At 55.9% G+C, this 26054-nt stretch carries 21 protein-coding genes and 2 pseudogenes; 12 read left to right on the top strand and 11 right to left on the bottom strand.

Annotated features, from left to right (window positions below; translation table 11 throughout):
- Positions 1-58: 58 nt before the first annotated feature.
- Entirely contained in the window at positions 59-1672 is a 1614-nt protein-coding gene (locus tag HH216_RS04810; protein ID WP_332871475.1) for an FAD-dependent oxidoreductase, read from the bottom strand.
- A gap of 235 nt (positions 1673-1907) precedes the next feature.
- On the opposite strand from HH216_RS04810, the gene HH216_RS04815 reads away from it, so the two are divergent.
- Both HH216_RS04815 and HH216_RS04820 read left to right on the top strand, forming a co-directional pair.
- The gene (locus tag HH216_RS04815; RefSeq protein WP_169549766.1) at positions 1908-4343 is read left to right on the top strand and encodes a TonB-dependent receptor; all 2436 of its coding nucleotides are present in this window, start codon (positions 1908-1910) and stop codon (positions 4341-4343) included.
- A 98-nt stretch (positions 4344-4441) separates the two neighbouring features.
- Positions 4442-5728: a serine hydrolase gene (locus HH216_RS04820; RefSeq protein WP_254448685.1), complete on the top strand. Its 1287-nt coding sequence runs from the start codon at positions 4442-4444 to the stop codon at positions 5726-5728.
- A 44-nt stretch (positions 5729-5772) separates the two neighbouring features.
- Here the strand turns inward: HH216_RS04820 and nadC are convergent, their stop codons facing one another.
- The gene (gene nadC / locus HH216_RS04825) at positions 5773-6621 is read right to left on the bottom strand and encodes a carboxylating nicotinate-nucleotide diphosphorylase (RefSeq protein ID WP_169549767.1); all 849 of its coding nucleotides are present in this window, start codon (positions 6619-6621) and stop codon (positions 5773-5775) included.
- Between the two features lie 232 nt (positions 6622-6853).
- Here nadC and HH216_RS04830 point away from each other — a divergent pair, with 232 nt between their 5' ends.
- The 6 genes and pseudogenes from HH216_RS04830 to HH216_RS04855 all read left to right on the top strand — a co-directional run bounded on the left by HH216_RS04830 (position 6854) and on the right by HH216_RS04855 (position 14844).
- On the top strand, positions 6854-7141 hold the full coding sequence (locus HH216_RS04830; RefSeq protein ID WP_254448686.1) for a hypothetical protein: 288 nt from the start codon (positions 6854-6856) through the stop codon (positions 7139-7141).
- 241 nt (positions 7142-7382) lie between these two features.
- The gene (gene secDF, locus HH216_RS04835) at positions 7383-10469 is read left to right on the top strand and encodes a protein translocase subunit SecDF (protein WP_169549768.1); all 3087 of its coding nucleotides are present in this window, start codon (positions 7383-7385) and stop codon (positions 10467-10469) included.
- Between the two features lie 165 nt (positions 10470-10634).
- Entirely contained in the window at positions 10635-12137 is a 1503-nt protein-coding gene (locus HH216_RS04840; RefSeq protein ID WP_169549769.1) for an APC family permease, read from the top strand.
- A gap of 220 nt (positions 12138-12357) precedes the next feature.
- Positions 12358-13763: pseudogene (locus HH216_RS04845) on the top strand (MBL fold metallo-hydrolase).
- A gap of 10 nt (positions 13764-13773) precedes the next feature.
- Positions 13774-14348 (top strand): annotated as a pseudogene (locus HH216_RS04850) (YeeE/YedE family protein).
- A 37-nt stretch (positions 14349-14385) separates the two neighbouring features.
- Positions 14386-14844, top strand: coding sequence for a YeeE/YedE family protein (locus HH216_RS04855; RefSeq protein WP_169549770.1), 459 nt, complete (start codon positions 14386-14388; stop codon positions 14842-14844).
- Between the two features lies 1 nt (position 14845).
- On the opposite strand, the gene HH216_RS04860 is transcribed toward HH216_RS04855, so the two are convergent.
- The 6 genes from HH216_RS04860 to HH216_RS04885 all read right to left on the bottom strand — a co-directional run bounded on the left by HH216_RS04860 (position 14846) and on the right by HH216_RS04885 (position 20530).
- Positions 14846-15199: a hypothetical protein gene (locus HH216_RS04860; protein WP_169549771.1), complete on the bottom strand. Its 354-nt coding sequence runs from the start codon at positions 15197-15199 to the stop codon at positions 14846-14848.
- Between the two features lie 252 nt (positions 15200-15451).
- Complete coding sequence (locus HH216_RS04865) at positions 15452-16432, bottom strand: pyruvate dehydrogenase complex E1 component subunit beta (RefSeq protein WP_169549772.1); 981 nt, start codon at positions 16430-16432, stop codon at positions 15452-15454.
- Positions 16433-16635: 203 nt separating this feature from the next.
- Entirely contained in the window at positions 16636-17619 is a 984-nt protein-coding gene (locus tag HH216_RS04870) for a phosphotransferase (protein ID WP_169549773.1), read from the bottom strand.
- Positions 17620-17662: 43 nt separating this feature from the next.
- Complete coding sequence (locus HH216_RS04875; protein WP_169549774.1) at positions 17663-18256, bottom strand: T9SS type A sorting domain-containing protein; 594 nt, start codon at positions 18254-18256, stop codon at positions 17663-17665.
- Positions 18257-18327: 71 nt separating this feature from the next.
- Positions 18328-19926 (bottom strand): PorZ beta-propeller-like domain-containing protein, encoded by a 1599-nt coding sequence (locus tag HH216_RS04880; protein ID WP_169549775.1) that lies wholly within the window; start codon positions 19924-19926, stop codon positions 18328-18330.
- Entirely contained in the window at positions 19907-20530 is a 624-nt protein-coding gene (locus HH216_RS04885) for a thymidine kinase (RefSeq protein WP_169549776.1), read from the bottom strand. Before HH216_RS04885 ends, HH216_RS04880 begins: the two co-directional genes overlap by 20 nt.
- Positions 20531-20749: 219 nt before the next feature.
- Between HH216_RS04885 and HH216_RS25730 the strand changes: the two genes are divergently transcribed.
- Both HH216_RS25730 and HH216_RS25735 read left to right on the top strand, forming a co-directional pair.
- The gene (locus tag HH216_RS25730; protein WP_254448687.1) at positions 20750-21649 is read left to right on the top strand and encodes a hypothetical protein; all 900 of its coding nucleotides are present in this window, start codon (positions 20750-20752) and stop codon (positions 21647-21649) included.
- Positions 21650-21672: 23 nt separating this feature from the next.
- On the top strand, positions 21673-22128 hold the full coding sequence (locus HH216_RS25735; protein WP_254448688.1) for a hypothetical protein: 456 nt from the start codon (positions 21673-21675) through the stop codon (positions 22126-22128).
- Between the two features lie 100 nt (positions 22129-22228).
- Here the strand turns inward: HH216_RS25735 and HH216_RS04895 are convergent, their stop codons facing one another.
- The 3 genes from HH216_RS04895 to HH216_RS04905 form a co-directional block, all read right to left on the bottom strand.
- Complete coding sequence (locus HH216_RS04895) at positions 22229-22621, bottom strand: ExbD/TolR family protein (protein ID WP_169549777.1); 393 nt, start codon at positions 22619-22621, stop codon at positions 22229-22231.
- An 86-nt stretch (positions 22622-22707) separates the two neighbouring features.
- Positions 22708-23418 (bottom strand): MotA/TolQ/ExbB proton channel family protein, encoded by a 711-nt coding sequence (locus tag HH216_RS04900; RefSeq protein WP_169549778.1) that lies wholly within the window; start codon positions 23416-23418, stop codon positions 22708-22710.
- 125 nt (positions 23419-23543) lie between these two features.
- Entirely contained in the window at positions 23544-24515 is a 972-nt protein-coding gene (locus tag HH216_RS04905; protein ID WP_169549779.1) for a zinc-dependent alcohol dehydrogenase family protein, read from the bottom strand.
- Between the two features lie 117 nt (positions 24516-24632).
- On the opposite strand from HH216_RS04905, the gene HH216_RS04910 reads away from it, so the two are divergent.
- Together HH216_RS04910 and udk are read left to right on the top strand one after the other, a co-directional pair.
- Positions 24633-25358 carry an MIP/aquaporin family protein gene (locus HH216_RS04910; RefSeq protein ID WP_169549780.1) on the top strand — a complete coding sequence of 242 codons (726 nt, stop codon included), beginning with the start codon at positions 24633-24635 and terminating at the stop codon, positions 25356-25358.
- 22 nt (positions 25359-25380) lie between these two features.
- The gene (gene udk, locus HH216_RS04915; protein WP_169549781.1) at positions 25381-25998 is read left to right on the top strand and encodes a uridine kinase; all 618 of its coding nucleotides are present in this window, start codon (positions 25381-25383) and stop codon (positions 25996-25998) included.
- Positions 25999-26054: the final 56 nt, after the last annotated feature.

Raw genomic sequence — 26054 nt, forward strand, 5'->3', positions numbered from 1 at the left:
GGGGTGAGAAGAAAGACGCTGGCGCGAACCAAGCTTTCTTCGCACCCCTGCCTCTTTTTTACTTCGTCACCAGCTCTGCTTTCCAGTCGACCCCCTTGCGGATTTTATCGACAGCGGGTAGTTGCCCGTACTGCATCAACTCGCGGATGGCGATAATGTCGGTATCGCGTTTCAACCCGGCCACGGCTTTGACTTCCCCGCCCTGCACGTAGAAGGCCAGAAAATTATCGTCCTGCTCGGGGTTACCGTCGTAAATAACGTCGTCGATTTTTTCAGCATGACCGACGTAATTGATCCGCTTACCCTGCTGATTCGACCAGAAAAACGGCACTTCCTGATATGTCATTTCCTGGCCGGCGATGTTCATACCGGCGGTGTAGCCCTGCTGCCCGGCCACCTTCCAGTGCTCGATCCGCTGCGACCCGTCGGCCGTTGGATACGTAGCCACATCACCAGCCACATATAACCCGTCGGCAATCTGAAGCTGTTTGTCGGTGCGCAGGCTACCGTCTTCTTCACGATCGATACCTGCGATGAAGTCGACGTTAGGTTTCACACCCAGACCGAGCAGTATGGCGTCAGTCGGGAGCCGGTCGCCGTTGTCGAGCACAACCGCTTCGACCGTATCAGTGCCTTCGATTGTACCAACCTTACGGCCAAGATGAAACCGGACGCCCTCTTTTTCGTGCCAGCCCTGAATTACCTTACCGACTCGTCCGCCCAGAATTTTCTCGAACGGTATCGCTTCCATACCCACCACATCGACCTCGCTACCCAGCTTCCGAAGGCTCATGGCCGCTTCCAGCCCGATAAACGAACTACCGACAATCACGATACGCTTCCCCTGCTGACCCAGATCGCGCAGCTGCTGACTGTCGTGCAGGCTCCGCAGCACATGCACACCGTTCAGGTCTGCGCCCGGCACCGGGAGTTTGTTGGGCTTGCCGCCGGAGCAGATCAGGGCTTTATCGTAGGTGATTCGCTCAGTCGGCTGGCCTTCGCCCGCGCTCAGTTCGATTTCTTTTTTCTGCGGGTCAAGCCTCGTCACCTGCTGGCCAGTCCGAATTTCGATGCCGTAGTCGGCGTAGAAGTCGGGGGTGCGGAGCGGCATCCATTCGTCGGGAGCTTTTCCCTGCAAATAATCTTTCGAGCAGTTGGGCCGGTCGTAGGGGGCCTGACTGCTGCTCGTCAGCATCAGGATATTACCCGTAAAGCCGCCTTCGCGCATCGCTTCTGCCGCGAAGGCCCCCGCTCCGCCTGATCCGACAATCACGCAGGTAGTGTTGTTGGCCGGATCGGGGGTACTCATCGGATTTTCCAGGCTTTCCTTATCGGTCGTCAGCCGCACCATGACCTGATCGCCTTCAATACGGACTTCGTGGGTGGGCAGGCCATTCAGGGCCGGTGCTTCGAGCCGGTGACCGCTGCGCACGTCGAAACAGGCGTTGTGCCACGGACATACCAGCCGGTTGCCGTTCAACAGACCCTTCGACAGCGGTGCCTGGTAGTGCGTACACTTGGGGTGGAGCGCGTAATATTGCCCGTCAACGCGGGCCAGTAAAACATCGGTATCGCCCACGCGGACGTCTTTTAATTCACCGTCTTTAAGGTCATCGACCCCACAAACGGCTTCTTCCATGTAGTCTGTCAGCATAATTATCAGTGGTTTCATCGTAAACCGGCTGTTGCCGCCTATTGATTACAGGAATGCGGTCTCAACGATAATTTTTAGCCCGTATAAACAGTAGTATGTCGGTACTGACTAGCGGCCCAACGCTGGTACAATACCAACATCTTATGCGCTTTTGGTAATAATTCGCTTTGGCCAGTATGCATACTGGATTTTATGCTGTTGCTTTGCACTGATTAGAAGAAGTCTAAATAATATTAAGCACGTTTAGTAAGTCATGAGTCGTTACCGAGCCATCTGGCTAGCCCTTTGGAGTTTGCTACTATCACTTCCGGTAGCAGCCCAGCAAGTTGCCTCCATTCGGGGGACTGTTCTTTCGTCAGACAATAAACCCGTTGAAGCCGTTACCATTAGTGTACGGGGTCACGGACAGGGAGCAATCACCGATGAGAAAGGAGCGTTTACGGTTAACCGGGTCAAACCGGGAACGTACACGATTCAGGTGTCGGCGGTAGGCTTGAAACCGACCGAGAAAGTAGTTACGGTAACGAATGGCGAAACCGCCACCGTTGACTTTATGCTGGTGGAAAATGCGGCTCAACTTACCGAGGTTACGGTAAACGCCAGCCGAAATAACCGCTTCGCCCGCACCAACAGCGACTACGTGTCGAAGATGCCGCTGAAGAATCTGGAGAACCCGCAGGTATACAACACCATCGGTAAGGAACTGCTGACCGAACAGCTCGTTTTCTCCGTCGACGATGCCATGCGCAACGCGCCGGGTGTGCAGCGGATGTGGGAAGCAACGGGCCGGGCGGGCGACGGCGGCAGCTATTACAGCACCCGTGGTTTCATCGTGCAGAGTCAGCTGCGCAACGGGCTGGCCGGTAACGTGACGAGCGATATCGACGCGGTCAACCTCGAAAAACTCGAAACGATCAAAGGGCCCTCGGCAACGCTGTTCGGCAGCGCGCTGACGTCATACGGCGGGCTGGTCAACCGGGTGACGAAGAAACCCTACGAAACTTTCGGCGGTGAAGTAGCCCTGTCGGCGGGTAGCTACGATTTCCAGCGCGCCAGCGTCGATGTCAACACGCCACTCAACGCCAAACGCAACCTGCTGTTCCGCCTGAACACGGCCTTTACCCACGAAGGCACGTTCCAGACGCAGGGCTTCAGCCGCCGATTGGCCATCGCCCCCAGCCTGCTCTACAAACCCAACGACCGCCTGTCGGTGCAACTGGACGCGGAGATTTTCCGGGGTACGGGCGTCGGTAAGCAGATTTTCTTTTTCTACGTGCCGGGCGCATCGCTGGGGTCGACCCGCGTCGATCAGCTCAACGTCGACTACCGCAACTCGTACATGGGTACGGGCATGATTCAGCAGTCGCGCAGCACGAACCTCTTCGGGCAGGTCAACTACCGGATTTCGCCCGCATTCACCTCGTCGACCAATATCAGCACAAGCCACAGCTTCTCCGACGGTATCGGGCCGTACTTCTACATCATCCCAACGGCGGGTGCTGCGCTCGGCAACAATAGTCTGGTTCGGGCCGATCAGTCGACGCGCAACAGCACCAACGATGTGTTTGAGGTGCAGCAGCTCATAAACGGTGATTTCCGGGTGGGCAGCCTGCGTAACCGCATTGTGGTTGGGCTCGATTACCTGCACATCAACTCGAATCAGTTGTTTTTTGGCAGCACGTACGATGTTGTCCCCATCAACTCAACCTACGATTACAGTAAGTTCAACGGGGCCAATATGGCGGCTCTGTATGCCAGCAAAGCGCCTGACTTCACCTACCCGTTGTCGGGCATCCGCGATACCTACAGCGCCTTCCTGTCGGACGTGCTCAACCTGACCGATCGGCTGAGCGTACTGGCAGCCCTCCGCGTCGACCATTTCAACAACAAGGGTGGACTGGAAGGGTCGGCGGTGGCGCCTTATCAACAAACTGCTTTCTCACCCAAATTTGGTCTGGTGTATCAGGCCGTTCCGGATAAAGTCTCGCTGTTTGCCAACTACCAGAACAGCTTCAACAACCGGGGTGTCTACAATGCCTATGACGTTACGGCCCGCGACAGCCTGACGCAGCGTTTTGCTAAACTTGAGCAGGCCAATCAGTTTGAAGCGGGTGTCAAGCTGAACGCGTACAGCGGCCGGCTGAGCGCGACCATCAGCTATTACGATATTCAGGTGAAGAACCTGCTGCGCACCGACCCGAACCCGATTGCAGCTACCAAATTCGCCCAGACACAGGACGGTACGCAGCTGAGCCGGGGTATCGAAGTCGATGTGATTGCCAATCCATTTTCGGGCTTCAACGTCGTGGCCGGTTTCTCCTACAACAACTCGAAACTAACCAACGCGCCGGAAGACGTCAACGGTCGTCGACCTACCACAGCATCATCGCCCGTACTGGCGAATCTGTGGCTGAGCTACCGTATTCAGAGCACGGCCCTGCGCGGCTTAGGGTTCGGCTTCGGCGGCAACTACGCCAGCGACAACCGGATTCAGAACAGCGTAAGTCTGGGCGAATTTATCCTGCCAGCCTACACCGTGCTGAACGCGTCGGCTTTCTACGACCAGCGAAAGTTTCGGATTTCGGCCAAAGTCGACAACCTGACGAACCAGCACTATTGGATTGGGTACACGACAATGAACCCACAGAAGCTGCGAAACGTCGTTGGCAGTATCGCTTACAAATTCTAACGAGTACTGATTATCAATAAACCAGATCAGCCGGGGACGATGTGCCCGGCTGATTTTTTTGGTAGTATCGTCCCGTGTTTGTTTTTCCTGTTTAGCTGATGACGAAACGGCTCACCTTTTTTCTACTGCATTTACCCCTGGCACTCATCGCTCAGCCGCGTACCGATGCGGTACTGACGAAATTACTGACAACAAATCATAATCCGGTGTTCCGGGAGGTGATGCAACACCCTGACCGCTACCGGCTCCAGATTATCTACACACAGATCGACCGCGACCGGGCTAACAAACCGACGTTTACGAATTACTATTTCAACGTCGACAGCACAGTTTATTTCAACCCGGCTTCCACGGTCAAATTACCGTTGGCGTTGCTGTCGCTGGAAAAGTTGAATGGGCTGAAAAATCCGCAGCTTACCCGCGAAACGGCCATGCAGTTCGACAGTGCTCATAGCGGACAAACAAAGGAATGGACCGACCCGACGGCCCAAAGCGGTTACCCGTCGATTGCCCACCTGATCCGGAAGGCGATGCTGGTGAGTGAAAACGACCCGTATAGCCGGATGTACGAGTTTGTCGGGCAGCAAGCGATCAATCAATCGCTGCACGCGAAAGGATACGTCGACACGCGGATTACGCACCGCTTCGTCCGACTGACGCCGGAACAGAACCGGCACACCAACCCCGTCCGGTTTATCCGGCCCGACGGCAGTACGATCTATACACAGCCAGCCGCTTACAACCCCACTCCGTTCGACACCCGACGCACCGACACGCTGGGCATTGGCTACTACTCCGGCGATACGCTTATCCGTAAACCGTTCGATTTTACAGGACGAAACAAGTTACCCCTCGAATCGCTCCAGCAGATTTTGAAATCAGTGCTGTTTCCGCAGTCGGGTCCAGCGCGGCAGCGGTTCAATCTGACACCCGACGATTATCGGTTTATGAAGCAGTATCTGTCGCAGTTTCCGGGTGAAACAAACTACCCCAAATATGATTCGGCGCAGTACTACGACAGCTACGTGAAATACTTTTTTATGGATAGTCTGCACCATACCCTACCCACCGGGGTGCGGGTGTTCAACAAGGTCGGCTGGGCGTACGGCTTTCTAACCGACGCATCTTACGTCGCTGATTTCACGCACAAGGTCGAATACATGCTGTCGGCCACGATTTACGTCAACCACGACGGTATCCTGAACGACGACAAGTACGAGTACGATAGCATCGGCACACCGTTTCTGTACCAGCTGGGTCAGACGATTTACCAGCACGAACTAGCGCGCAAACGCAAAAACGCGCCCGATCTGAGCGCGTTCCGCATTTACTATGAAAAGCGACAACCCGATAACCGCCCAACGGTGAAGGACGTCGCTAACTGATGATGAATTTACGTTGTTCCTCGCAGGCTCGGAATGACAAAAGGTCAATACGCTTTCAGGCTCAAATCCAGACTCTTGACGTGGTGCGTCAGGGCTCCCGACGAGATAAAATCGACACCCGTTTCGGCGTAGGCCCGCAGGTTGGTTTCGTCGATGCCCCCCGATGCTTCCGTGATAAAGCGCCCGTTGATGAGCCGTACCATATCACGAATACCATCGGGCGCGAAATTATCGAGCAGCACGATGTCGACTCGGGTCGCGTCAGACTGTCCGACGCGTAGTACTTCTTCGACTTCGGCCCGGTTACGGGTTTCGATTTCGATGCGCAGTTTCCGGCCCGTTTCGGCCAGATATGCTACCGACTTATTGATTGCCGCTTCGATCCCCCCGGCAAAATCGACGTGGTTGTCTTTGATCAGAATCATGTCGTATAGCCCGAACCGGTGATTGACGGCTCCGCCAATTTTCGTCGCCATCTTTTCGCAGATACGGAAGTTGGGCGTCGTCTTGCGGGTGTCAAGCAACTGGGCCCGGGTTCCTTCAAGCAGGTCGACAAGCTGCCGGGTGTGCGTAGCGATACCACTCATGCGCTGCATACAGTTCAGCACCAGCCGTTCGGCCGTCAGGATGTTGCGGGCATTCCCCGAAACAGTCAGCACTATGTCGCCGGGTTTGATCGTCGCGCCATCCTGCATCAGCACGTCAACTTGCAGCGCCGGGTCAACCTGGGCGAACACCGCCAGTGCCACATCGACGCCTGCCAGTATTCCCGCTTCTTTCACCAACAGCCGCGCCCGTTTGGTGGCATCGGCCGGAATGGTCGATAATGATGTATGATCGCCGTCGCCAATGTCTTCGGCCAGCGCAAGTCTGATAAATTCGTGTAAGTCCATACCGGGTAAATCCATAGCGGCAAAGTAAGGAATTTGTATCGACAGGATTACAGGATTGACGGGATTTGCCTTATTTCCAGGCCCGGCACCACCGGTATCCACCGCATCCGGCCCAAACCCGGCACTGCCCGGCAACAACCGTAGAAAATCCTGCTAATCCGGCAATCCGGTCCAATACCCTATTGTATAAGTCTAAAAACGGTGCGAAATTTGTCATCCCCTAATCGGACTGATGAAGCAACCCCGTATCATACAACGCGTTTCGAGCCTGACACTGGCCGTTCTCCTATTGGTGACGGCGATGTGGGGACCGGCTGCGCTCGTAGCTAAGCGGGGCGGCACGCAAAAATCCGTTGCGGGAGTTGTCAAGGCTGAAAAAGCCGCCAAGCCGGAGAAAGCCTCGGCACAGCTCAGTGCCAAGTCGCTGGAAGCTGTTGTTGCGCCCGCCGTTCAACTCGGCGATTCAGGGCAGTCGGTGTTTCTGCTGCCCGCCCCGCGCTCGTTATTCTGCTGTTGCTGAGCGTTCCGCTACTTCGGCATTTCACGCTGCCGCATTTTTACTTTTCCTTTTTCCAGCACGTATTCGGGCACCACATCGCCACGAATGCGCCCTAGTTGGCCCTTCTGCTGAGCCCATTTTCATGCGCTCAGCCATCACCGCTTTACCGATTACGCACTAGCCACTTGTCTGGCGGACTCGGTCGTTTTTCAACTTTTCATCTATTTTTTTCAATCAACACAGACGGTCGTCTGTGCGTATTATGCAGAACAGAACTGGCATACTCATTCTGACGGGGGTAATTTCGGCTATATGCCTTTACTTCCTGTCGTTTACGTTTGTCTCGCGCAATATCAAATCCGACGCCGAGGCATACGCAACCAACAAGCAGGGGCAGGTAGATAGCAACAAGAAGCAGCGCTACCTCGATTCGCTCTGGAAAGAGCCCGTTTACCTGGGCAGCACGCTTCAGGAAGTAACCGAGCGCGAACTGGGTCTGGGTCTCGACCTACAGGGCGGTATGCACGTGGTACTCGAAGTGTCGCCCGCCGACATCCTGCGGAGCCTGTCGGGCAACAACCGCGATCCTAAGTTTGCACAGGCGTTGAAAATGACGCTGGACGATCAGAAAACCAGCAACAGCAACTTCGTTGACCTGTTCGCCAGCAATTTCAAAGAAGTTGCTCCTGATACGAAACTGGCCAGCGTTTTCGCAACGAGCGCCAACCGTAGCAAGATCAACTACCAGTCGTCGGACACCGAAGTAAAGAAGGTACTGACCGAGGAAGTAAACGGTGCTATCGCCCGCGCCTTCCAGATCATTCAGGCGCGTGTCGATAAGTTTGGCGTAGCTAACCCCAACATTCAGCGGCTGCCGGGTTCGGGTCGTATTCAGATCGAACTACCAGGTGTTGACAACCCGGAGCGTATCCGCCGACTGCTGACGGGTGCTGCCAAACTGGAATTCACCGAAGTTTACAAACTGAACGAACTGGCCCCCGCCATCGAAGGCATGGGTGCTTACCTGCTGCGCGAAGAAACCGCTCGTAAAGCCGCGTTGAAAGCCGGTGCGCCAGCCACGCCCGCAGCGGGAACGGCCACGCCAAACAATAGCCTGGAATCGCAGCTAGCGAAAGGTGGCAAGAAAGATTCGACCGCAACCGCCAAGACGGACACGGCCGCTGCTGCGGCACAGGGATCGGCCCTGACCCAACTGTTTATTCCGCTGGGCCCCGACCAACTGGGCGTATACCTGAAAGATTCGGCCCGCGCCAACGCCATTCTGAATGCGCCGGAAGTACGGAGCCTGTTTCCAGCAGACGCTATGTTTGCCTGGGGCCGGAAGTCGGAAAAGACCAACGACAACAAGGAGATTCTGCCACTGTACTTCATCAAGAAGCCCGGCGGACGCGCACCGATGGAAGGTGATGTAATCACCGACGCAGCCAACGACTACGACGACCGTGGCCGTCCGGAAGTGACGATGAACATGAACGCCGAAGGTGCCCGCAAATGGCGTAACCTGACGGCGGCTAACGTCAACCGTCCCGTTGCTATTCTGCTCGACGGGCTGGTTTATACCGCCCCTAACGTACAGAACGAGATTCCCAACGGCCGTTCGAGCATCTCGGGTAACTTCACCGTTGAAGAAACGAAAGACCTTGCCAACGTTCTGAAGGCTGGTAAACTCCCCGCCCCGACCAACATCGTTGAAGAAAGCATCGTGGGTGCTACGCTGGGTTCGGAAGCTGTGCAGGCCGGTGTGCTCTCGTCGATTATCGGTATCCTGCTGGTACTGGGCTTCGTGGTGTTCTATTACAACCGCGCCGGTCTGATTGCCGACGTTGCGCTGCTGGTCAACCTGTTCTTCCTGCTGGGCGTAATGGCGTCGCTGGGTGCCGTACTGACCATGCCGGGTATTGCCGGTATCGTACTGTCGATCGGTATGGCCGTCGATGCCAACGTACTGATTTTCGAGCGGATCAAAGAAGAACTGGCTGAAGGTAAACCGTTTAAGATTGCCGTTCAGGATGGCTTCAAAAACTCGCTGTCGTCGATCATCGACTCAAACGTAACGACGTTCCTGACGGGTATCGTCCTGTTTATCTTCGGTACGGGTCTGATCCTGGGCTTCGCTACGACGCTGATTATCGGTATCCTGACCTCGCTGTTCGCGGCTATCTTCATCACGCGGGTACTGCTTGATTCGTACATCCGCAACGGAAAGACGCTGACCTTCACCTCGTCGTGGGCCAAGAATCTGTTTGCTGATTCGAACTTCGACTTCGTATCGCGCCGGAAACTGTACTACACCGTATCGTCGGTTATTATCGCTGCGGGTGTTATCTCTGCGGTCTTCAAAGGCTTCGGTCTGGGTGTCGACTTCAAAGGCGGCCGGTCGTACGTAGTTCGGTTCGAGAAAGCGGTTAGCACGGATGAAGTTCGCAATGCGCTGGAGCCGGTACTGGGCGGATCGCCCGAGGTGAAGACGTACGGTGGCGCATCGATTGGTGCCAACACGCAGGTTAAAATCACAACGCCTTACCTGATCGACGACAATTCGCAGGGGGCCGACCGTCAGGCCGAAGCAACCGTGTACAAAGGGCTGAGCACCCTACAGGGCAACCCGGCACATATTGAAAGCTCGCAGAAAGTAGGGCCCACGATCGCGTATGACATTCTGACGTCGGCGCTATGGTCGATTCTGCTGGCCGTAGCGGTCGTGTTCGTGTATATCCTGATCCGGTTCAAGAAGCTGGCGTTTGGTTACGGTGCTGTCGTCGCGATGTTCCACGACGTACTGATTATCCTGGCTATCTTCACCATCTTCAACGGCCTGCTGCCCTTCAACCTCGACGTCGATCAGGCGTTTGTGGGTGCGCTGCTGACGATCATGGGTTACTCGATGAACGACACCGTCGTGGTTTTTGATCGGGTACGCGAATACCTGGCCGAGAACAAAGGCAAGAGTGAGAGTATCCCGACGATTATCAACAACGCCCTGAACAGCACGCTGAGCCGTACGGCCGTTACTGGTTTCTCGACGATTCTGGTTCTGCTCGTTCTGTTCATCTTCGGTGGTGAAACCATCCGGGGCTTCTCGTTCGCCATGCTGATCGGCGTTATCGTTGGTACGTACTCGTCGCTGTTCGTGGCTACCCCGATCGTGGTCGATTCGCTGAGCAACGAGCAGGCTGAAGAAGCCAAGGTCACTGTCGTTGAGAAGAAAACCGGCTTCGATGCTGTTCCGGCCGACTTCACGACCAAAGAGGCTGATACCCCCGACGAGTTCACAGCCAAGAAAGAGAAGAAAGACAAAAAGCCGCTGATCCGGCCTTCGCAGTCGTAATCAATGGTTGAATGAGCGAATGAGTGATTGAGTGAATAGCTGCGTGACTAATCTTTCGCTCATTCACTCATTCACTCTTTCGCTCTTTAATTTTTGTATCTTTACCGAGCTTGCTCGAAATAATATTTTCCCTTCTGACTAAATCACCAAACTGAATTTGCCTGCATGGAAACAAGATTGAAACCGGTTAATACCAGCGTGATGCGGAAAAAGCCTTTATCGGCTTATGCTGCGGACATGCAGAAGAGTGAACTCAAACGGGTACTGACCCGCTGGGGACTTACCTCGCTGGGTATTGGTGCCGTTATCGGCGGGGGTATTTTTGTACTAACGGGGATTGCGGCCAACGAATGGGCGGGTCCGGCACTGGCGCTGGCGTTCGTCATCGCCGGTATCGCCTGTACATTTGCGGCTTTGTGCTACGCCGAATTTGCGTCGATTCTGCCGGTTGAAGGATCAGCTTACGCCTATTCGTATGGAACCGTAGGCGAACTGTTCGCCTGGCTCATCGGCTGGAACCTGATTCTGGAATATATGATGGGCGCTACAACGGTAGCGGTAAGCTGGTCAGGCTATTTCGAGAAATTCCTGCATCTTTTCCATGTCGACCCGCCCGTCTGGCTGATGAATGATCCCGTTACTGCGCAGGAGAAAGCCGAAGCATTGCGAGCAGCCGGGCAGAGCATCCCTGATTTCACGTTCGCTATCAACCTACCCGCATTCCTAATCGTGTGGGTCGTTACTTACATTCTAGTAAAAGGCATCAAAGAAGCCGCGAGTACTAACAACCTGATCGTGATCGTGAAGGTCGTCACGGTAATCTTCGTTATCGTTGCAGGTTCGTTCTATATCGATACCGCCAACTGGACTCCGTTTCTGCCCGAACCGAAAGTCGATGCCAGCGGGCAGACGCACTTCGGCTTTGAAGGTGTCGTGACGGCAGCCGGTATCGTGTTTTTTGCGTACATCGGCTTCGATGCCGTGTCGACCCAGGCCGGTGAAGCGATCAATCCCAAGAAAGACGTTCCGTTCGCCATTATTGCCTCGCTGATTATCTGTACAGTGCTTTACATTCTGGTATCGCTGGTACTGACGGGCATGGTACACTACGACAAGCTTGACCTGAAAGCACCGGTAGCGCAGGCGTTCTCCGACGTGGGCATGACCTGGGCCGTTTACCTCATCACGATTGCAGCCATCGCCGGTTTAACCTCCGTAATGCTGGTGATGATGCTGGGACAGACCCGTATTTTCCTCGGCATGGCCAAAGATGGCCTGCTGCCAAGGGGACTCTTCGCGGCTATTCACCCCAAGTTTAAAACGCCCTGGAAAAGCACGATTTTCGTGGGCGCTATCGTTTCGATCGTAGCAGCCGTGACACCAATCGACAAGGTATCGCAGCTCACTAGTTCGGGTACACTGTTCGCTTTCGCCATGATCTGCGGAGCTGTATGGCTATTGCGCGTACGGGAGCCCAATCTGGAGCGCCCCTACCGGACCCCGGCCCTGCCCATCATTGCCACGCTAGGTATCTTGGCTAACCTGTACCTAATGTGGAACCTGCGACTGGATACGAAACTCACCTTCGTTGTCTGGGGTATTCTGGGCCTGATTGTGTACTTCGCCTATAGCCGTAAACACAGTAATCTCAACAATCCACAGGAGTAGCAATTATAGTAGCGTTTCCGGTCGCGTCTACTCAAAACACAACAGCCCCCGGCATCCGTCGGGGGCTGTTGTGTTTTGGGCCCATCCAGCCGTACACCCGCAGCAATCACCGCCCCGACTGGAATTTTCTACCACTGATTTTAGGTTTATCGGTGAGTTGATAGCCGGGTCGGTGCAGGCTGGAACTGCCATACCAACCGGCTACTTTTTGATTCGTACTATGATCGTTGAACAACTTTATACCGGTTGCCTGGCGCAGGGAGCCTACTACATTGAAAGCGCGGGTGAAGTCGCCATTATCGATCCGCTACGCGAGATAACGCCGTATATCCGCAAAGCCGAAGCCGCCGGGGCAACGATCAGGTATATCTTCGAAACCCATTTCCACGCCGATTTCGTATCGGGTCACCTCGACCTCGCGAAACAAACCGGCGCACCGATCATCTACGGCCCGAACGCCAACACCGCGTTCGACGCCCACCACGCTGCCGATGGCGACACGTTTTCGCTGGGCGACGTAACGATTAAGGTACTGCACACACCCGGCCACACCCCCGAATCGACAACCTACCTTTTGCTGGACGAAACCGGCCGACCGCATGCCATCTTCACCGGCGATACGCTGTTCATTGGCGACGTGGGTCGCCCCGATCTGGCCATCAAAGGCAACCTCACCGAACGCGATCTGGCCGGAATGCTCTACGACAGCCTGCACACCAAAATTATCCCCTGCCCGACGACGTGATCGTGTATCCGGCGCACGGCGCGGGATCGGCCTGCGGCAAGAATATGAGCCGTGAAACCACCGACCGACTCGGTAATCAGAAGCGGTTCAACTACGCGCTCCGGGCCGAATCAAAGGCCTCGTTTATCGAGCAGGTCCTCGACGGCCTGACAAAAGCACCGGCCTATTTTGCGCAGAACGCCCGGCTTAACAAGGAAGGTTACGAATCCATCGACCGGGTAATGCAGCGGGGCAGTCAGGCGCTGTCGCCCGACGCGTTCGAAGCCGCCGTCAACGAAACCGACGCCCTGATTCTCGACGTGCGGACGGCTGTTGAGTTTGCAGCGGGCTTCGTTCCGAACGCCATTAATATCGGCCTCGACGGGCAGTTTGCCCCCTGGGTCGGTGCGTTAATTCCCGACCTGACCCAGCCGATTGCACTGGTGGCACCCGCCGGGCAGGAAGAAGAAACCGTTAAACGGCTGGCGCGGGTTGGCTATGATCAATGCATCGGCTATCTGGCGGGTGGTTTCGACGCGTGGCGAACCGCAGGTCGCGAAGTCGATACAATCGAGTCAATTTCTGCCGATGAATTTGCCCAGCGACTGGCGCAAAACCCGTCGCTTTCGGTGGTCGATGTGCGGAAGCCGGGCGAGTTTGCGGGCGAACATGTGGCGAACGCGGAGAACCGCCCCCTCGATACGCTCAACGACCACATGACCGCTTTCTCGCATAGTGAACCGGTCTATGTACACTGCGCGGGTGGCTATCGCTCGATGGTTGCCAACTCGATTCTGAAAGCCCGTGGTTTCGATAACGTCGTTAACGTAGAAGGCGGCATGGGCGCTATTCGCAAAACAAACGTTCCGGTCCTAGCCGATCAGCCCGTTTCTCACAACTAGTTAATAAGCCATGGTTCAGTTTCTGTCGCAACCCTGGCCATGGTACGTCGCCGGGCCATTGATCGGGCTGACGGTACCGATCCTGCTGCTGCTAGGCAACAAAGCGTTTGGTATCTCATCGTCGCTGCGGCACATCTGCGCAGCCTGTGTACCCGCCAACATCGACTTTTTCCGTTACGACTGGCGCAAGGAAAGCTGGAACCTGTGGTTCGTTGGGGGTATCGCCGTTGGTGGGTTTATCGGCAATCAATTGCTGACTAACCCGGCTGCGCTGACTATTGCCCCCGCCACGCAAACCGCCTTGCAGCAATTGGGTGTCCACGATTTCAGCAGTGGTTTACTCCCGCTCGACCTGTTTGGCTGGGCCGACATGACCATTGGTAAAGCCTTACTTTTTCTGGTGTTCGGCGGCTTTCTCGTCGGGTTAGGGACGCGCTACGCGGGGGCTGCACGTCGGGACATGCGATTATGGGCTTGTCGAATCTGCAATGGCCGTCGCTGGTTGCCACGTGTTGCTTTATGATCGGTGGCTTCGCCATGACGTACCTGGGTTTACCCCTGCTGATGCGGCTGGTTGGGCTGTAATTCCACACGTTATTCACTTATACACAGACTTATCCACATGGTTAGCGAACGTAATCCACAAACGAAGCCAATTCAGCAGCGGGCTAAACCCAACTGGGTGTTCGGGCTGGTCGGTGTTGTGTTCGGCATCGTCTTCGTCAAAGCTGAGATCATTTCGTGGTTCCGTATTCAGGAAATGTTCCGACTCGACGCGTTCCATATGTACGGCGTCATCGGCTCGGCTGTGCTCGTCGGGATGCTGTCGGTGTACCTGATTCGCCGGTTCAACGTCCGCACCTTGCAGGGCGACCCCATTAGCATTGCCCCCAAACAGTTCAGTCAGGGGCAGATCTGGGGTGGGCTGCTGTTTGGCTTCGGCTGGGCAATCACGGGTGCCTGTCCCGGTCCACTCTTCGCTCAGATTGGAGCGGGCTACACGGCGGTTGCCATTACGTTGCTGAGTGCGCTGGCTGGCACGTGGGTCTACGGCGCAGTCCGCAAACACCTCCCCCACTAATTCACAAAGCCGGGTTTTCGTCGATCCCCAGCCGGGGCAACACCGGATTCAGCACCCGCGGCACGATACGAATACGAAACACCCGCAGCCCGCGCAGGTCATAGTCACAGGCGTAGAACCCCCGCTCCCGAATGCCCCGGTACACAGCCGTGTAGTTTACCTTCACCGGCCAGTTATTGATGGCCAGTTCACCCACGACGGCATCAACCGCTTTCCGCAGGTTGCTAAAAAACGTCACGACTGGTTCGCGCTGCCGCACCGTATTCAGCGACCCCGTGTATGATACCGAAACCTCGTACAAAACGCGGCCAGCTGACCGCACTTTTGGGACTTTTTTGGCCGATTCTGACGTCATTACTGATTATGAGAATAAAATTGAAAAATAATCACACTATTTTTCAATGCTTAAACTAAACCGTAGTGATGGGCGTTTTACTATCAACTACGCAGGAAACGCCGGACGAACCATTTCGTCCGGCGTTTTTCGTTGTTAATAAAAAAGCACCCGAACGAATGCGCGGGTGCTTTTTTTATGCCGTCAGAGACGACCTTGTTGGTTAGTGATCCGTCCCCGACAGATGGAAGCTGCCGGGGATAGGCATTGACCTTATTTCTTATACATCACCGCGTCGACGGCTTCCAGCGTACGCTTAACGCTGGGCAGAATAGCCTCGATCAGCGTGGGAGCATACGGCAGCGGCAAGTCCATGCTGTTGACACGAATAACCGGCGCGTCCAGATAATCGAACGCGTTACGCTGAATGTTGTAGGCCAGTTCCGACGAGATAGCCGCCAGCGGCCATGCTTCTTCAACAACCACGCACCGGTTGGTTTTCTTTACCGAGTTGATAACCGTAGGATAGTCGATCGGACGCACCGAACGCAGATCAATTACTTCGGCCGAGATACCGTTTTTCGCCAGTTCGTCGGCAGCCGCTAGGGCCACTTTCATGATCTTACCAAACGATACGATCGTCACATCGTTACCCTCGCGAACGACGTTAGCCTGCCCGATTGGAATCAGATACTCTTCCTCCGGCACCTGCCCTTTGTCACCGTACATCAGCTCCGACTCCATAAAAATTACGGGGTCGTTGTCGCGGATACAGGTTTTCAGCAGCCCTTTAGCGTCGTATGGGTTCGATGGGACAACTACTTTCAAACCGGGCGTATTAGCAAACCAGTTTTCAAAGTTTTGCGAGTGCTGACTCGACAGCATACCGGCATTACCCGTCGGGCCGCGAAAGACAATCGGACACGTATACTGACCACCCGACATCGACATGATCTTGGCCGCCGAGTTGATGACCTGATCGATAGCGACGAGCGAGAAGTTGAACGTCATAAACTCGATGATCGGACGCAGACCGTTGATCGCCGACCCCACGCCAATACCAGCAAAACCAAGCTCGGCAATGGGCGTATCGAGTACACGCTCCGCACCAAACTCGTCGAGCATTCCCTGACTAACTTTATAAGCACCGTTGTATTCGGCGACTTCCTCACCCATCAGGTAAACGCTGGCATCCCGGCGCATTTCCTCCGACATAGCCTCACGCAGGGCTTCTCGGAACTGTATTTCTCTCATAATGAGTCTGTTCGTTTCGGTTCAGAAAGGAATTTGCCCACTTTACAATCTACTGGGCAATGCAACGGCGAATGACCGACAATGCGATGCCAAAAGTAGCAAAAAGGGGGCTACTGGTCAAGGGAATCCCCGGCCGACTACTACCTGCCTCACCATCGGGTATCACGTCTACAACACCGGATGATGACACGGCTGGGCACGGGCTACACAAATATGTACCTCGCTTCCCCCAGAAGCTGCGCTTTCCGATCGAGCGACAAATGCAGGGGTAGCTGCGCTAATCCAATCAGGCGTCGCATGATTTCAACGGCCGTAAATCGCTGTCGCAGGCTATCATCGAACGGATTCGTTTCACGGTACATAGCCAGTACCTGTTCGGTCATCGACACGGGCTGATCGGCCATCAGTAGGTGCGCGATGAAAACCCCCAGATCGTATTCGGGCGGCCCGTAGAAGCAAAATTCAGGGTCGATAATTTTCGGACCAGCCTCCGTGCGGAGCCAGCTGCCGGGGTAATAGTCGCCGTGTAGCAGGGTTGTTCCGTCAGCCAGATACGCATCGCCGAGGTGTTGTACAGCGGCTTTCAGCGGTTCGTCGGTCTTGTAGGCCATCGCCAGTTCCTGCAAGCCGGGCTGTACGGTATTCAGGTCGAAGCCATTGTCGGTCATGAACGGGTACACGAACAGGTGCTCATGGTTGAGCACGCGCATAGCCCGGTTCACGAAGAGGGGCGCGGGGGTAATCTGGGTGAAATGGTGATGCAGACTGGCCAGATAATCCGTCAGCGCGGTCAGTTCGTCGTAGGACAGTTGCTGCCCGGGCTGGTACAGGCTTGTGTAATCGGGCGACTGCCCCAAATCTTCCAGTACCAGTATGTTGTTTTCGGGATCGATACCCAGTAGCTGCGGCATCTGCTCGGCCAGTACCGAAACCGACTGCACGGCTTCGTAAAAATGACCTTCAACCACTGCGCGTTCCGCCGGAGCCGCGATGGTCGGGTATTTCTCGACGTAAGCCCGCGCCTGCTTCACAATCAGCGTCCGGATTGGCGTGCTGACCCGAAGTGTGTAATTCATATTCCCCTCGCCGGGCTTGTCCAGTGCCGTAATCGACTCCGATTCGTCAATCCAGCCCCGGCGGACGAGATAATCCTGAAGTTGCAGCGGTTGTTGCGCGTCGAGATGCATACAAAGGTTAGTTGGGTGGTGAGGATGAGAAAAGAGCCGGGCGCTATCGTACGACGGCTAATTTGCCCGCTACGCCTTCGGTGCCAGCCGCCGTAACGACGACAACCAGGTAGACGCCCGTTTGCACTGACCGGCCCCGGTAGTCGAGCAGGTTCCAGGCTGCCGTACCGCCCTGCGACCGGGTTTCGTAGACGAGCTGTCCGCCCGCATCCATGATCTTTACGGTCGCGTTGTCGGTCAGGCCGGTGATACCAACTGAGCCGGTGAAGTCGGGCCGGACGGGATTGGGAAAGATCGTCGGGCTGCTCAGGGCATCCGCCGGGTCGGTAGCGGTCGTCTGGTACGAGATGATTCCGTTGGCCGTCTGCACAAACAACCGGCCCGACAGCGGGTCGATCGCCAGCGTAGAGATAGACCGGAGCGGCAGTGGTGTTGTATCATCGGTGAATGTCTCCAGCAACTGCGACCCATCCGGCGACACCCGGTACAGCCCCGTTCGGGTCGACAGCCATTTCCGGTTTCCCCCGTCGACAGCGATAGCCGTTACCAGTTCATTGAGCAGCAACCGACGTCGGTTGATAAACGGCGCCTGGGCGTTTATGGCCCCCGTAAACGGGTCGCTCAGGTTATCGAACACCGTTGGCCCAAGATCCGTACCGACCCAGATAGCGCCCTGCCGGTCTTTAACCAGCGCCCGAACACTGTTGGTCAGTAGCCCCCGCCCCCCAGCACGGTTGTCAGGGTGCGGGTGCGGTTGGTTTGCGGATCGAACACCAGTAGTCCATTCCCAACGGATAAACGCATCCAGATATACCCGGCATCGTCGGGAACGAGCTGTTCGATCGTCTGCACCGTTACCGCTGGAAAAGAGGTAAACGTACCGTCGGGTCGGCGTACGTGCAGTGCCGTAGTCCGCGTCTGCGCACCCCCCGTAGCTATCCAGAGATTCCCCAACACGTCGGTGGCCAGACTGGTGATCGAGTTGCTGATGGTAGCGGGCAGCGACACCGCGACCGGCGCCGGCTGATCGGCGGTCTTTTGCCATAGCCCCGTCCCGAAACCACCCAGATACAGGGTTTGTGTATCGGTCAGGTAAGCCGCCGACGTAAAGCCCCGGTCCAGCCCCGGCACCGATAATGCCTGCCATTGATCAGCCGATACCTGTAGTTCATTAGCCGAAGCCGTATTGGTCGGCAAAGCCGTCGCATCCTGAGGCCCGTTCGGCAAGGCAACGAGCCGGTCGGGATAAGCATAGAGCGTACTGAACACATCCCGGTCGGGGCCAGCGGCTGGTGTACTGCTACGAATGGTGCCGTTTGTAGCCTGCAACACCCCATTCTGCGCATCGGCAATCCAGATCGTATTGCCATCCACAATGGCGTCGCGTGGGTCGGTCAGCAGTGCGCTGGTACTGGTCCCGGCAGTCGGTGCGGTTATCGTCGACCCTGCCGCAACGATGACGCCCGCATCTGTTGAACTGCTGCTCACGAACTGACGTACCGGCGTCACCGACAGGGCCTGCACCAGCGTCCACTGCCCGGCAACCCGGTCGTAGATACCCCGCTCGTTTACGGTTGCCAACAGCCGTCCCTGCCGGGCAACGAGCGTTTCGGGCGAACCCGGTGGATTCGCTACCGACCGCCAGTTACCGGGGTCGGCCAGGTTGGTACCGGCGGAATAGCGCACGGCCCGAATAGCCTGAACGGTACCGGTCGATGCGGTTGGTGCCGTCAGTGCGTACAGACTATCTCCCACAACGGTCGTCTGGTAGATGGGTAACGGGGAGCCGTTTGTGCACTGACTGAAGTAAGTATCCCGAATATCGTTCGCGGCCAGATTCAGCACGACCAGCCCGAAGTCGGTACCTAGATACGCCAGATTACCAACCCGGCTGACAAAGTTGATTCCCCGTGCATCGGGCAGATTCGTTGCCGCTGCGATGGTCGTGATCGTCGTCGTAACGCTGCCCGGCGCCCCACCCTGACCGATGCTCAGAAAGTCAATCGTACCGGTTCGGTAGGCAATCAGCAGCCGCGACTGATCGGGCAGGTATAGTAGCCGGCTGATGCCGACGTCGGTCAGGCCATCCTGCCTCGTCAGTGTCATGCGTTCATTCGTGGTTTTGTCGAACGCAAACAGGCCGTTGGCCGTAGCCGCGTAGACGTAATTAGTCGCCACAGCCACAGTTTGCGCCGAACGGTAGCTAACGTGCGACCGCCAGTTACCGATCTGCGCCTTCGCACCCACCGACACAGCCAGCCACAGCCAGCCAATGAGCGCCAGCCGACTATAGATGTTCTGGTTCATAAACCCATTCCCGACGACCAGCGTCGGCCCCCAGATTAAAACAACGGCGGCAGCGGGCCTCGTAGCTATCGGTTTCGCCCAGCAGCACCCGCTCCTGCGACGGCACCAGTCGGTACGAATGCTGGGCGATATCACCACAAACGACGCAGATCGCGTGGACTTTCGTTACGTACTCAGCAATAGCCATCAGCTGCGGCATGCAACCAAAGGGCTGCCCGGCAAAATCCATGTCTAGCCCAGCCACGACCACGCGCTTTCCCTGATTGGCCAGCGTCTGGCAGACGTCGACAATCTCGCGGTCGAAGAACTGCGCTTCGTCGATACCAACTACCTCGGCATCGCCCGCCAGCTCCAGAATATCGATCGCATTATGTACCGGTACAGATTCGATACTGATAGCCGAATGCGACACGATATTCGCGTCGTCGTACCGGGTGTCGATGGCCGGTTTAGCGATGCGTACGCTTAGTTTGGCAATCCGGGCGCGGTTCAGCCGACGAATCAGTTCTTCCGTTTTACCGGAAAACATTGACCCGCAGATCACTTCAATCCAGCCGGTCCGGAGGTGAGGTGGTTCGCGTCGTCGGGAGGGTTCGATAAACATAGCGTGTCGAGTAGAACTAGTTGGTGTCGCGGCTGGGCCGGTTCAACAAAAATAGCCCCCGAAGGCTTACAGGCAGGCAGAAAAAAGCAAGTATTATCGGCGCCGGCAACCAGACACTCAAAAACAGCGCAATAGCGTCATGTAAAGCAGCTGTTCTACGGCAAACCGCTTTTTTTTCAGACCAACAATTGGCAAGTTTGTTGTTAAATGTGAACCCGTATGGTTCATATCGATCCCCACGCGGCACTCATTCTCCAACGGTCTCTACTGATGTCCAACAAGTTCAACGCGAACGCGCTCAACGAGTACAGTCGTTCGTATGCCCGGCGAATTGCGGCCGATTTCTACCAGCAGCATTCCACGGCCAACGGCAACCAGATTCTGTCGTTGACCCCAATCAATCAGATCAACTTGTTGATTGTTGGTACGCTGTCGACCAAGTGGCAGGCCGATGCGGAGAAGTTTCGCAGTCCGTACTTCGACTTCACCCATGCCGACGTGCAGGAAGCGTTGCAGCACTTCATGAACGTAGTGTCGCAGCATATCGCCGTTCGGCGCGAGAACCTGGAACCGCTGCTGGCCGATGCCGTTCGCCGGACAATCATTCTCATCTTCGACCCCCGCGCTTACTTCGACGAGCTACTCCGTAGTCAGCCCGATTTTACGCTGACGGCTCCCGCCCTGAAGCAGATCAGCCGGTTCACGAAAATCAACCAGTTTATCACCGCCCACCTGACGGAGCGGATGAACGGTAAGCCGTTCGTATACGTCAATCAGGCGCTGGGGTACCTGGATGAGGCTCTCACCCAGAAAGCACACGAGATCGAGCATTACGACAAGTTCGTCGCGATCTTCTCCGAAAAAGTACCGATGGACGTACCCGCCCTGTTACGTAGTCACGTCCCCGACAGTATTCCGGCGGGGCCAACCCGTTCGTTCTTCGACATGGCTACCGAACCGGGTGTTCCACCGGCTCCGCTCGTCGCACCCGACGCACCGACATCCATTGCCCCAGCGAACCCGTTACCGAAACGCCCCCCGCGCCTATCGAAACACCGCAGGCGTCTGAACCAGCGGCTGACGTTCCGGCTCCAGCACCTGCGCCAGCCGCTACCGTAGTCGATTCGCCGTCGGGTGGTCCTATGTTTCTGGGCAGCGACTCCGGCCCCGAGCCAGTGGCCCCGATCAGTCAGCCATCGCAGTTGCAAACCGGCGCTATCAGCCAGCCCAGCGTGACTGAGACAAACGAAACGCTGAATGTGAGTGGTACGGAAGACGACGAACTGGTTACGCTCAACGATATTTTGCGCGGAAAAACTGCCGCCGAGCCCGAAAGTATTGCCCAGGCATTGACCCACACGCCGATCGAAAGCGTTGGCCGCAGTATCTCATTGAACCAGAAATTCCGGTTTATCAATCAGTTATTCGGCGGTAACACGGCGGCTTACACGCAGGCCATTGCCGAACTCGACACGCTGAACAACTACGGGCAGGCCCTGGATTTGATTCAATACCGCTACGCATCGCAGTATTCGTGGGACATGAGTAGCGATGAGGTCAACGAACTGGTTGAAATCCTGAAGCGCCGGTTCGCGTAGGTAGGCGATTGCCGAAGCACGTTTAACTACTATCGATTAACCCCTAAAGTCCCCTTCAGGGGATTTAGGGGTTTTACAGTGTCCTCTTTCTTCCGAAGACCTACTTCGAGGTAGCCATCACCATCTTGATATTCAGCTTGGCACCCGTCTGCAAGACGTCGACGAGGTCCTGAACAGTCAGTGCTTTATCGAAGCGAACAACCACGGTCGGCTCAGCGATGCCGGCCATGATCGTTTTCAGTTCCAACTCCAGATTAGCGGGGTCGACGGGTTTTTTATCGATGAAATACTGCTTGTTGCTGTCAACGGAGAGCGTCACCTGCTTCTTGCTCAACTGCTGCGAGGCAGCCGCTTTTGGCAGCATCAGCTTGATTACGTTGGGGTTGGCAACCGTCGATATAATCAGGAAGAACAACAGCAGGAAGAACATGATGTCGTTCAGCGAGGAGGTCGCTACCTCGGCGGCAAACTTGTTTTTCCGGCGGAGTTTCATTGGTGAGTTTGAGGTTTAATGTTTGATGTTCAAGGTTGGTTTGCCAAATCAGCAACAACCTTAAACGCTAGACTTTGAACATTAAACTAACGTACGCGTGCCGGTTCGTTGGTGGGCTTTTGCAGGACTTCGATAAACTCGAACGCGTTCATTTCGAGGGCCAGCGTAAAGCGTTCGATCATCATATTCAGCAGGTGATAACCCGTGTACGAAATAACGCCCACGATCAGACCCGCCCCCGACGTAATCATCTTTTCGTACAGACCACCGGCGATGATACCAACGCTGATGTTGTCGGTCAGAGAGATATCGTAGAAGATACGGATGATACCTGAAATCGTACCGATGAAGCCAAGCATAGGCGCGATACCGGCGATAATGCCCAGATAGCCCATGTTCCGCTCCAGCCGCGACAGTTCGATCTGCCCGACAGTTTCAACGGTGCTTTCGATTTCACGGATGGGCGACCCGATCCGGCCGATGGCTTTCTCGAAAACCCGCCCCATCGCCGTGCGCTGATTTTTGGCGAACGACTCAGCCGATTTGATGTTACCCTGCGCGACCATGTCGCGGATGTTATCGATGAAATTATCGTCGGCTTTGGTCTGCGCCCGGATCACGAAGAATCGCTCGAAGATCAGGTATAGCGAACAGAAAAACAGAAACGCGATGGGAATCATAACCCAGCCCCCTTTGGCGACGAGGTCGAGCAGCTGGAGCTGCTGGGGTTGAGTTGCCGCCGTCGTGGCCGATAATGACGCCGTCGAATCAACGGCCGGAACCTGAAGCAGGAGCATACAGACGAATCGGGATTATGGATAAACGTTGACCAGCGGTCAATATAGCACAAACGCGCCCACTTTGCCGGTTATTGTTGTCAAAGATACGTAAGCCTTCGGAATCACGGCTATACTCTAGCGGTTCAGGGAGTAATCAGAATTTTGCCCCAGCGCCCCGGCCGGTCGGCGTGTTCGACGGCTTCAGCGATCTGATCAAGTCCGTACCGGGCCTCGACAGGGAGCTGCGCGTCGCCGGTAGTCAGCCATTCGATTACGTTTTTCGATACCTCCTGCCGAACCTGTGCATCGGCTCTGCGCATCCAGTCGGAGAGCCAGAACCCTTTTACGGTCAGTTCGCGGAAGATCATCAACCCGACGTTTAGCGACGGGTCCTGTTCGCTCAGCAAGCCGTAGATCAACATAACACCGCCTTTGCCGAGGCATTTCATCGCTTCGGTAGCGGTTGGCCCACCCACGGCATCAAGCACACACGGTACGCCTTTCCCGCCGGTAATCTCGCGGATACGGGTGGCCATATCGTCGGTTTCGGTATTGATGATCTCCGTCAGCCCAAGTTTGGTCAGTTCGTCGTTCAGATCGTCGCGCCGAACCGTACCAATCGTTTTGATGCCCCGTTTGGCGCAAAGCTGAATCACCAGCTTACCAAACGCCGACCCGGCCGCCGTCAGCATCAGCCAGCCGCCTTCGGGCACGCCCGAATCCTGCACCATCGCGTAGGCCGTAAACGGATTGACAAACAACTGAGCCGCAATGTCGTCGGTCATTGCGTCGGGGACGGGAATGACCGCTTTGTGATGCACGATTATAAATTCGCCCCAGCTGCCGAGCCCCGTAAAACTTACCCGGCTTCCGACAGAAATCTCCACCCCTTCGCCTACCGCGTCGACCACGCCCATGCCCTCAAAACCAGCCAACGACGGGAGTTGAGGCCGAATGCCGTAGCGGTTCTGCACGAACATCAGGTCAGATGGATTAATTGGGCTAGCCACTACGCGTACCCGCGCCTGACCCGCTTTGGGTTCGGGCGTAGGCAGGTCGACAGGTTTCAGAATATCAGCGGGTTTGCCGGTTTGTTCAAACTGGATGACTTTCATTTGATAAGGGGAGTTATTGTCTCCGACAGCATCCTGCTGGAGACAATCGTTGGATCAGTAAGTAGATACGGCCAAAAATATGGCTTTATTCGCACAAACTATTCCCAAACCAATTCTGTGCAAACCTCTCCGTTTTTGGGTGAACTGATCGGCACCATTGTGCTGATTCTGCTGGGTGACGGCGTTGTGGCCAACGTGGTACTGAGCCAGACGAAAGGCCATAACGCGGGCTGGATCGTCATTACGGCGGGCTGGTCGTTTGCGGTAACCATCGGCATTTTTGTTGCCAAAGCCTTCGGTAGTATCGACGCGCACCTCAGCCCAGCCGTTACCATCGCCTTTGCCGTCGCTACCGATGACTATAGCCACGTCATTCCATACATTACAGCGCAGATGATCGGGGCCTTCATCGGAGCCGTACTGGTGTGGCTGCATCACCTCCCTCACTGGGCCGTGACGGACGATAAAGCCGCTAAACTGGCGACGTTCTGCAACACCCCCGCTATTCGCAGCACCGGTTCCAACCTGACCAGCGAAGCCATGGCCACGATTGTCCTGATTCTGGGGCTGGCCGGTATTTCCTCGAAGCACCTCGGCGAACTGGCTATCGGCGTCGGGCCGTACCTGGTCGGCGTACTGGTCTGGAGCATCGGCCTGTCGTTGGGTGGGCCAACCGGCTACGCCATCAACCCCGCCCGCGACCTGGGGCCGCGCATTGCCCACGCCGTGCTACCCATCCCCAACAAAGGACCGTCGGGCTGGAACTATGCCTGGGTACCGGTGCTGGGGCCAATCATCGGCGCAGTGGTGGGTGGGCTGTTGATTCGGTGGTACGCGCTCTGATTTCTGCCGTATCTTTGCCCGCATGACCACCAAACCGTTTATCGTCGGGATTACCGGCGGCAGCGCATCCGGCAAAACAAGCTTTCTGCGGGGTGTACTCAGCGCGTTTTCTGCCGACGAAATCTGCCTGATTTCACAGGATAACTACTACCGTTCCATCGATCAGATTCAGGTCGACGATCAGGGGATTCACAACTTCGACCTGCCCGAAACTATCGACCACCACCTCTACGCGCAGCACATCGAACAGCTACGCGCCGGGGTCGCCATTCAGCAAAAGGAATACACGTTCAATAACCCGACCGTCGTACCCCGGATGCTAACCTTCAACCCCGCCCCGATTATCGTGGTCGAAGGTATTTTCGTGTTTCACTTCCGCGAACTGGCCGATCAGATGGACCTGAAAATCTTCATCGACGCCAAAAACAGCATCAAACTCGAACGCCGGGTCAAACGTGACGCCGAAGAGCGCGGCTACGACCTCGACGATGTGATGTACCGCTGGAAATACCACGTCAAGCCTACGTATCGGCAGTTTATCAAGCCCTACCGCGCCGAAGCCGACATCGTCATCCCCAACAACGTCCACTACCAGAAAGGACTTGACGTGGTGATCGCGTTTTTGAAATCGAAAGTGTGAATGCCCAATTCCTCTGAAGACATAGTGGTGTCAGGTCCCCGGCCTGACACCACTGG

Origin of the sequence: Spirosoma rhododendri (assembly GCF_012849055.1) — a bacterium.
GTDB classification, from domain to species: Bacteria; Bacteroidota; Bacteroidia; order Cytophagales; family Spirosomataceae; genus Spirosoma; species Spirosoma rhododendri.